Consider the following 9320-nt stretch of genomic DNA (forward strand, 5'->3'; position numbering starts at 1 on the left):
TGGTGTTTAGCTTACAGGAAAACAATGAGTACCAGTCCATTCAATGCGCGGCGCCGGCAAAAATTTCTCCGTGAAGACATTTACCATAACACGCGAAAAAACCAACTCGAATTATTTGAAGGACAACTTCTCAACAAAAATATCGCTGAGTCGACACAAAGTCAAACGGTCATTTACCAGTTTTTGTATTTGGAAGCGTTCTGGATATGGATACTCGACTATACGGCAGGTGAGCCGATTGATGCACTGGCGCCGCGCATTGCAGACATCGTGGATAAATTTGAAGAATGGAACGAGGTGGATCAACTCTATCAGCAAGAATTGGCGCTCGATTTTCCAGAAGATGGGCCATATGAATATGAGGGTGCGCCGCAGTTTTCCACCCTTTCCGACTATGAGGACACACTACAACTGCTCAGCATCGCCATCCTGCTGCGCGATCAGCGGTCGGTGCGACGCATCATCCACGTGCTGCGCAGCCACCGTGGCCACGATGGGCTGTTCGAGCAATTGATTGGTGCATATGTGGAGGACAGTCAAGACCTGGACACCTGCATTATCAGCAAGCCCTACAACACTCTGCTGCAAGTGTTCCATGAGGAAGATGAGAAAGCTAGCTTGATCCTGCTTCAAAAATACCTGAAACAGTGGTATCCGGCCATGAAAAATCATCCGCGTTGGTACGATGAGCATCTCAACATCAACGAGGAAGGCTATGCCGCGTATTACGGTTACTGGGCCTTTGAAGCGGGTGCGACCGTCTTTATACTCGACCTGGACGACAGCCAGATCGACCATCTGGTCTACCCCAAAGACCTGGTCGATTATGCGCGAACATTATGGGAAGAAGGCCGCTACACCAGTCAGGAAACAGAGCCACTGATACGCAAGGGGCGTGTCGAGGGCGACCAGCCCTGCCCTCAAACAGGTTTCTGGGAAACCCCAGCAAAGTCACACAGCCGTAGCCATTTTGAGCAAGACCAAGTCATGCCTGTTTTTGACGATGCGGTACATGGCGAAACCATCTGGTACTGGAGTGAAGAACAATAATGATTACAAGGGACAGTTTTCTTGGCAATGATGATATCGAAGAATTTGTTTCCGATCTCAAGGAGTGGCCGAATTCATCTTATGGAAATGACCATATCACACATAATGTCAGCCCTTTCGTCAGCTTTTATTTTCTCTACGACAGCAAGCATTATCTTGATACGTCACTGCTGATGGTGGATATACATGAGCAATTTGAGCGTCTGACGGGAAACCCCTATCTTATTGGCGCGCACCCTGATTCGGAACGTCCTCACCCTTACGGCTCAAAGCATTTGCCAGATCTGCGTGAATTTGCCCGAAAAACAAAAAAAGAAGACTATTTCGCCTTCAATTTTACCGATCAGAAAAATCATATTTCCTCACCTGCCACGGCAGGATATTTTTGGAAAGTTCGGGATTATATGAACGACGACGCGGTCCCATCAAACAGAACCTATTCGTCGATTCAGTTTTACTATCGTTGGTCATGGTGGCTCGAGAATAAAGACGCCTGGAGACAATTTGTCCTTCAAACGGCTGAAATCCTTGATGCTGCGCAGGTATACAGCGGCTTTGCCATGGCGACGCCATTGGCGTATGGCTCCCGATCAGAAGTCTCAGTCTGGGAACGTTCTCTGACAACCCATTTTTACGGACTTGATATCGATGATTATCTCGGCATGCACGGTGAATTGGCGGTAGGTATCCGTCCCCCCACGTGGGGCTTTCTGCTGTCGGACACCTGGCGCGAGAAACTGGATATCAGCCGCGAGCAGGTCAAGCTCAGCCTCCATCATCCAAACATCAAAATAGAAGAACTCAGCGTGGGGCTATGGATTGAATTGGGCGATGAGCCGTCGCTTTACCCGGTTGAAGATGGTGTCCCGGCACTGCCGGTATTACTCAACAAATTGCTCAAGCCAATACGTCATGATCATATGGGCCTGCTAAGTGGCGCCCAATGGAATAACGACCCCAACGAACGCTTCAACGACGCCGACTCGCTGCGCTGGATGCGGCGCTTCGACGCCGACAGCGACTGGCCCAGCGCCGAACTGCGCCAGCGAGCAGCAAAAACGACGGAAAAACAATGATCACCGCCCCGTTCGACGTGCGGCGCCGGCAGAAATTTCTCTACGAAGATCTTTACCATAAAACACGGGAAAATCTGCTCGCATTAATTGAAGTCCGACTTGCAAATAAAAAGATAGTGGAATCAACGCTGGAAAACTCTGTGGTCCATCAGTTTCTGTATTTGGAAGCGTTCTGGATCTGGATGCTGGACTACACAGCGGGTGAACCGATCGATGCACTGGCGCCGCGTATCGACGGCATCGTGGACAGGTTTGAAGAATGGAATGAGATCGATCAATTCTGTCAACAGGAGGCGGCGCTTGAGTTTCCGGATTATGGACCGTACGAATACAACGGAGCGCCGGACTTTTCCACCCTTGCAAATTACGAGAACACGCTACAACTACTCAGCATTGCGATATTATTGCGCGATCAACATTCGGTCTTACGCATCATCCATGTGCTACGCAGTCACCGTGGCCAGGATGGCTTATTTGAGCAATTGATAGGCGCATATGTCGAGGATAAGCAAGATCTCGATTCGTGCATTCTCGAAAAGCCCTATGATACTTTGCTTCAGGTTTTCTATGAAAATAATGAGAGAGAGACACTCAAACTGGTCCAGAAATACCTGAAACAGTGGTATCCAGCCATGAAAGGTCATCCCCGCTGGTACGACGGGCATCTGAGAATCAGGGACGAGGGATACGCTCCCTATTACGGTTACTGGGCATTTGAAGCGGGTGCGACGGTTTTTTTACTCGACCTGGACGACAGCCAGATCAACCATCTGGTTTACCCCAAAGACCTGGTCGATTATGCGCGCCAGCTACGGAAAGAGAGCCGCCACAGCAGCGTGGAGATGAAACCATCGGCCAAACGAGAACGCGGCGAATAAAATGAAAAATCCACCATTCGATGATCGCCGCCGCCAACAATTTCTTTGTCGGCAGTTATATGAAAAAACCCTGGAGAATTCACGTGCGCTGCTACAAGTTCAGCTAAGAAACAAGGAATTAGCTGAATGCGCTGGAGACACCAGTTTGGCTTGCCATTTCCTATATCTGGAAAATTTCTGGATCTGGATGCTGGATTACACCGCTGGCGTGCCAATCGAGGAACTTGCGCCACGGCTGTCCGATATCGTGGACAGGTTTTCGGAATGGAACGAAGCCGATCAACATCAACAAAAGAAAATATTGTCGCAATACCCCGAGTATGGCCCATATAAATACAGGGCGGCGCCAAATTTCGGCGACCTTTCCGATTATGAAGATACGCTGCAATTACTAAGTGTCGCCATATTATTGCGCGATCAGCGCTCGGTCATGCGCATCATCCGCATATTTCGCAGTCACCGAGGACAGGACGGCCTGTTTGAACAGCTGATTGGCGCATATGTGGACGATGACATGCCCCTCGATACCTGCGTACTGGGCCAGCCCTACGAGACGTTGCTGCAGACGGTATATGAAAGCGATGAAGGTGCGGCACAAACTCTCATTAAAAAATATTTGAAGCAGTGGTACCCTGCCATGAAGGATCATCCCCGCTGGTACAACGGCCATCTGCGCATTAGCGACGAAGGCCACGCTCCCTATTACGGTTACTGGGCATTTGAAGCGGGTGCGACGGTTTTTTTACTTGACCTCGATGACAGCGGTATCGATCATTTCGCCTACCCGACAGATCTCGTTGCGTATGGGCGTGCACTGCGCGAGGAAAACCGTTATACCAGCATAGATATGAATGCGGCGGACGATGTCGGACATGTCGAAGGCAAACAGCCCTGCCATGACACGGATTTTCGGGAGTAAGGATGCAGACTCTGGACGAACACACTTTTTTGGCCAGGCGCAGGGAACCGCTGCTGTCCTACGCGATTTACCTTGAAAGCAAAGACAGCCAGGACGAGTGCTTCGACATGGTGGAGGCAGGCTTGCAACAGCCTGCCGAAGTGCTGAAAAATATCCCGCCAGAACACTTCATGACGGCCACGCGCCAGCGGGCATGGGATGGCATCGACCTGCTCAGCCTGGCCTACAGCGCCGGCCATACGACAGCCGATCTGCGCGCGCTGTACCCCACGATACTCGAATACTGGGAAGAGTTTGCCAACTATGACAGGGCTTTTGACGTGCAGGCCAGCGCCGCGGAACAGGGATTTCCCCACTTCGCCCTGCCCGGTGACGGCTACGAGCAGGTCAACCGGATGATCTGCCTTGGCATTCTCCTGGGTTGGGGTAATTTGCTGCCCCGCCTGGCGCCTGTCATCGATTTCAACAACCATGAAAAAGATGGGCTGGTCGAACGCCTGCTGGCTTTTTCCGTCGATGGCAGGGACACCGCCTGGCCAACATGCACGCGCCGCCAGCCCTATGTCAAGACGCTCAAGATATTTGCGGCAGAAAAACAAGAGCGTCCGGCATTGATGCAGGACTACCTGGCAAAATGGTATGACGCCAGCCGCCGCGAACCCTACCATGACAGCCACGCGCGCGACACGTCATTTTCAGGCTACTGGTCATGGGAAGCGGCAGCCATCACCTGCCTGCTCGATATCGACGACAGCAGCTATCGCGATGCCGCATTCTATCCCGCCGACCTGGTGGCATTCCAGCGTCAGCCACCCTCCATGCGATTGGATCCAGCATGAGCAACAAACCCGCCGTGATGGCAGCCTGTCTCATTTTCGCCATGCCCGCGCTTGCGCACGCCACCGACGGCCCCTTCCCAGGGATTTACTCCGTCATCGATCCCGTCACGGGCATGACACAGGATGTGCTGAAGATCAAACCCTTCATCGATGGCGAATTCAACGTCTTTCCCCGTTTCGCGGGCGAACGGGCATGGGCCGGCGTGCTCTCCGCCAAGGTCATGGGCGCCAGGGATCGCTACCTGGCGGAAGCATTATTCCCTCAGGACGGCAAGGTGCGCGCCCTGGCGATAGAGGACATCGGCTACCTCTACTACACGCCCGGCGGAAGTTATTCGCGCGACGGCCGCTCGGAGACCGGCTACCTGAGCCATATCTTTGCCATCGGCATCAAATCCATGCAGCGCCGGCCGCTGCTGGCAGGCCATGCCGAACGGGGCGAGCGCGGCCAGCATGACTACCGGCCTGGGGCCGATGAGGCAAAGATAGCGGTCAGCACCTTGAACTACAGCGCCCGCTCCATCCAGGTCGGCGTCAGCGATGCCGGCAATCCTGCCAACGCCGTCGATACCGATCCCCTGAACCCTTACATGAGCAGCGCCGCCAATTGCTGTTTCTACCTGCCAGCCGCCCCACAGAAGCCAGTACAGCTCAACATCGAGTACCGCTGGCTGCCGGACGGCAAGCCGGAAACGCGCACCTTGCCGCTGCCGGCCGGCACTGTCACCGAGGAACTGCTGGTCATCGTGCAGGCCGATGGCAAGCTGGCGCTGGAATTTCGCGCCCCGCACGCGTCGCTGTCGATGATGGCCGATGGCAGTGTCGAGGCTGGCAATGGCCGGCTGTATCCGGCCCTGCCCGCCGCCGAGCGCAAGGCCGTGCTGGCCGCGGAACTGGCGCGTCAAAAAAATTCGCTACAAGACATCACCAGGAAACTGGAGAAAATGCCCGCGACGACAGCGATGCAACTCACGCAGCAGGTGGCAGAACAGGTCGCAGAGCGGCAGAGCGCCGTGACCTATCTGGAAGCATTTTCCGCATGCAAAGCGGCCGTGCGCGAGTGCGACAAGCAAGCCAGGGAGGCGGTCCGCGCCAGATAGCGGCAAAGCCCGTTTCTGCTAGGCTATCGCCGTATCGCCACCTGCCGACGCTTCTTTCGGCACCAGCATCGCCTCTTTTACGCCGCCCAATTCCGGTTTTGAACCCTCATATCGCCAATAAAGATATTTCTTGCCCCGTTTCCCCATGAAATACTGCCGGTTTCGGGACCAGCGACTGGCTTCAACAAAGCCGATACTGGCGTCAGTCATCTGATTCTTGAATCCCGCAACAGAATCATGCACATAACGATCGAAGAATTTGTCAAATAAAGTCCGCTCCGCAACCGACATCGACTTTCGGAGCTTGCCTTTCCAGGCATCGTAGATCGCGTCTTCCAGCGGTTCCGTGGCACTACGAAAAAAACCTGTCTTCTTTTCTGCGATGTTCTGCACGTCGCGTTCCCATTCGCTGTCCGTCGTGGTCATGTATTTATCCGGCGTGGCATACATGACGGACTGCCCCTTTGCGATGATGGCTTCGCGTTCTTTGCGCGCCGCGCGCTGGCGTTCCGTGCGCCCCCAGCGCCAATGATAGTAATTGTTCATGTGGCTGATGACTTGTTTCTCGAGCCGCTTGTCTGCGCTGACGTGCTTCATGTAGGTGTCGAAGCATCCCTGCAATTCGCTGCTGATGTTAAACAGCGAGCCATAATCCTGAAGAACCTCTTCGGGAGACTTGAACGGCACCCCCGCCGCATATGCCGACAGATACATATTGCACAGCGGAATGCGCGACAACTCGTTTGAGCGTCCCTCCTGATTCATGTCGTCATAACCGCCGCCCACGTCGGAGTGGGCCCCGGGATAAAGGGTTTCCCGGCAGTTTGAATCAGTGGCCTGATCGATTCGAATAGAATCGGATGGGAATTTCTCCCGCACTTCATGCGCTGCGACATAATGTTCGCAGAAGCGCACGTATGGTGGAATACGCAGATCGGCGGCCCATTCCGCATGGCCGCCCTCGTCCGCCAAATACATCACGCCCCCCCACACAGGCCCCAGGTAATATTTGAGATCGGACTCAAGGCGACTGCCGCCAAACCCCACCGAGGCCACGGTATCAAAAATACCGAGGAAGTAAATCACCAGACGCGGCTGAATAAATCCGCCACTTTTGGTCCAGATCAACCCATCTCCTTGCTGATAACATTGTCCTGCCAACTGACGTACAAAGGCCCGCGCCTGGGCTGCCCCCCGGCTGAAGCCAAACACCGCAACATTGATTTGATTTACATGCGGCATGTGTTTGTCCACCCGCATCTTGAACTCCTTCAGCATCCAGCTGATCCGGGCCTGCCCTTTTGCAGCAGATGCCATGCCGAGCGCCCCATCGATTCCATCACCACTATCCTGAACCTCTGGAAACGGCGTGCCGACCCCTGGCGCATATATCGCGTAGGTCTTGTTTTTTTCATCTTCAGCCGTATGCGCAAATTTTCCCAATTTCGCAATATTGCTGTACTTTACCTTCGACGAAGCCAGCGAGCCATTGCCATCTTTTTTGAAATTATTTCCAGTGCCGTCAAAAAAACAACTGATCCAGACGGGCTTTCGGCAATCCGACTCCTTCGCACATTTTTCCAGTTCCTTGCGATAAATTCCTCGCGCAAGCCGCTCACTCTTCGTGACGTCGCTAAGCCGGCGTATCGTTGGATTGCTCATGGTCTATTCCCTGTGCGGTGTCCGCGGTATGCCATAAAAAGGATTCTCGATTTCCTGCTTGCAGAACTGGCCTTGGGGAAGGCGCGCCGAATGCAGTTTTACCTGCTCGGCAGCAAGCGGCGCCTGCGTCTTGAATGTGCCCAGATGTGCCTGAACCGTACCATCGGCAAGAAAGTGCAAAAGCACGATGGTTGGGCGCTCGGGCCCTTTGGCGGGCAAGATGTCAACAGTAGCCTGACACCAGCGGCTTCCAGGAGCACTCATCCTGGAAGTGCGTTCGTCATAGTCGACACTCGATTTTCCATCGTGGTAGGTCGTATCGAAAACCACGCTCCAGACCACGCGCACGCGCAGCGGTTTATCCACAGGACTATCCCAGATGAAACAGCAATTTCCACTGCTGAAACTGACTTTTTCACCATTGTCCATTTCCGCCTCGCTTGCGTCGCGAAAAAAAATGGAACCGCCGCTGGGCGCTTCATCGACATTGAATGGCAGTGAAATGCCCTTGAATGCGATCGAATAAATATCGTACGGCGTGTAGTTATATGACGTCGTAGTGAAGGTTTTCTCGTTTAATTCCTGTTGCAAGCGTTCTTCCTTCGCCCTGGAATCGCAAGCGGCCAAAATAAATAGGCACAACACGATGGAGGTCAGTTTTTTCATGTCGGGATCGCATTCATATTAGAAGCGGAAACTTCTTCGAGCGCAGCCCATTGCCCAGGAGTCCAGGCCAGGATCCGGTCACTGAAGGACTGCGCCGTTCCTTCGGCCTGCAAAGCGATGGCGGCGAGTGGCGCCAGATGAAAATCGGCACCTAACATGAGCGACAACATGCAGTAACTTTTCAAGTCTGTGGGCGAACTTAATCCATATGCCTGCGCCCTGCCCAGTTGTTCAAAAAAAAAGTCGTAGCGCTGATCCGGAGGCAAACCATCGAGCGCCTGCGGATCATCGCTCTCCATTTGCTTCATCAGCATGAACGGCGATGCTCTATGCATCAGTTCGAGATATTGATGTTGTGTCAAAAGCATGCATTCACTGCCAGGCGGGGCAGGCGCCTCATTTTTCTCGCCATGAACAATTTGTGGCACCCCACGCACGTCCTTGTACAACCAGCCCGTGATGCCTGCGAGTGCAGTCTTGCGCTGCGCCGTTTCCAGCACGTCCAGCCAGTGCGGCAGGATAAGCGGATCGTAGTAGCGCATGATCCACTCGGTACCGTCATCGTGCACCACCTCTGTCAACCAGGTCAGCCGTTCTAACAATTGCTGCAGGGGCTGGCCAGAAACAATCAGCGACATAAAATGGGCGCTGCCGGCAGTGCACAGCAATTTGGCGAGCAAGGGACATTTCTCGCGCTGCATATGCCGCAACAATATCGGGCCAGCGTACAGGGCGTCCGGCTCAGCCAATTCACCCAACAGGGAATACAACTCAACGCTGTGATCGCCAGGCAAGCGGATACGGGCCACACCATCCAACTTGGCACCATCAATCAAGCTGTAGAGGGACTCCCCCTTGTCGAGAGCAGGACGATCGAGCAGCGCAAGCAACTGCAAACCACACGCGGGGGTCCCGCCATCGTTTTCGCGCATGATCATTCCCCCTTCGCGGCAAAGGGCGAGCCGCTCCTGGCCGCATTTAACAGACATTCCTTGCAAATACTGCGAGGCATTACCGGCAGTGGATAGCTTGCACGGGATGGCCCGTCAAAACTCTTCTTGCCGGCATGCACCGTGATCTTGCCCGGGCACTGCACGGTGATGTTGCCGCCCTCGATGGTGATGTTGGCG

Annotated in this window: 10 protein-coding genes; 6 read left to right on the plus strand and 4 right to left on the minus strand. The window is 53.9% G+C overall.

Going from position 1 to position 9320, the window contains the following annotated elements:
* Positions 1–24 precede the first annotated feature (24 nt).
* From HWE17_RS22010 to HWE17_RS22035, 6 genes are read left to right on the plus strand one after another with little or no spacing between them, the layout of a single operon-like run.
* On the plus strand, positions 25–1050 hold the full coding sequence (locus HWE17_RS22010) for a PoNe immunity protein domain-containing protein (RefSeq protein WP_176390236.1): 1026 nt from the start codon (positions 25–27) through the stop codon (positions 1048–1050).
* The gene (locus HWE17_RS22015) at positions 1050–2126 is read left to right on the plus strand and encodes a type VI immunity family protein (RefSeq protein ID WP_176390237.1); all 1077 of its coding nucleotides are present in this window, start codon (positions 1050–1052) and stop codon (positions 2124–2126) included. Before HWE17_RS22010 ends, HWE17_RS22015 begins: the two co-directional genes overlap by 1 nt.
* Positions 2123–3004: a PoNe immunity protein domain-containing protein gene (locus HWE17_RS22020; protein ID WP_176390238.1), complete on the plus strand. Its 882-nt coding sequence runs from the start codon at positions 2123–2125 to the stop codon at positions 3002–3004. Before HWE17_RS22015 ends, HWE17_RS22020 begins: the two co-directional genes overlap by 4 nt.
* 1 nt (position 3005) lies before the next feature.
* Complete coding sequence (locus HWE17_RS22025) at positions 3006–3923, plus strand: PoNe immunity protein domain-containing protein (protein ID WP_176390239.1); 918 nt, start codon at positions 3006–3008, stop codon at positions 3921–3923.
* 2 nt (positions 3924–3925) lie between these two features.
* Complete coding sequence (locus tag HWE17_RS22030) at positions 3926–4762, plus strand: PoNe immunity protein domain-containing protein (protein WP_176390240.1); 837 nt, start codon at positions 3926–3928, stop codon at positions 4760–4762.
* Entirely contained in the window at positions 4759–5862 is a 1104-nt protein-coding gene (locus HWE17_RS22035) for a hypothetical protein (protein WP_176390241.1), read from the plus strand. The genes HWE17_RS22030 and HWE17_RS22035 overlap by 4 nt, the downstream gene beginning before the upstream one ends.
* Positions 5863–5880: 18 nt before the next feature.
* Here HWE17_RS22035 and HWE17_RS22040 read toward each other — a convergent pair whose 3' ends face one another.
* The 4 genes from HWE17_RS22040 to HWE17_RS22055 all read right to left on the minus strand — a co-directional run.
* Entirely contained in the window at positions 5881–7524 is a 1644-nt protein-coding gene (locus HWE17_RS22040; protein ID WP_176390242.1) for a DUF2235 domain-containing protein, read from the minus strand.
* Positions 7525–7527: 3 nt separating this feature from the next.
* Positions 7528–8190, minus strand: a complete 663-nt coding sequence (locus HWE17_RS22045) for a hypothetical protein (RefSeq protein WP_176390243.1) — start codon at positions 8188–8190, stop codon at positions 7528–7530.
* Entirely contained in the window at positions 8187–9122 is a 936-nt protein-coding gene (locus HWE17_RS22050; protein WP_176390244.1) for a DUF4123 domain-containing protein, read from the minus strand. The genes HWE17_RS22045 and HWE17_RS22050 overlap by 4 nt, the downstream gene beginning before the upstream one ends.
* 2 nt (positions 9123–9124) lie before the next feature.
* Positions 9125–9320 (minus strand): DUF2345 domain-containing protein (locus tag HWE17_RS22055; protein WP_176390245.1); only part of this gene is annotated, 196 nt, incomplete at its 5' end.

It is taken from the genome of Janthinobacterium sp. BJB401, assembly GCF_013372745.1.
Classification (GTDB): Bacteria; Pseudomonadota; Gammaproteobacteria; order Burkholderiales; family Burkholderiaceae_D; genus Janthinobacterium; species Janthinobacterium rivuli.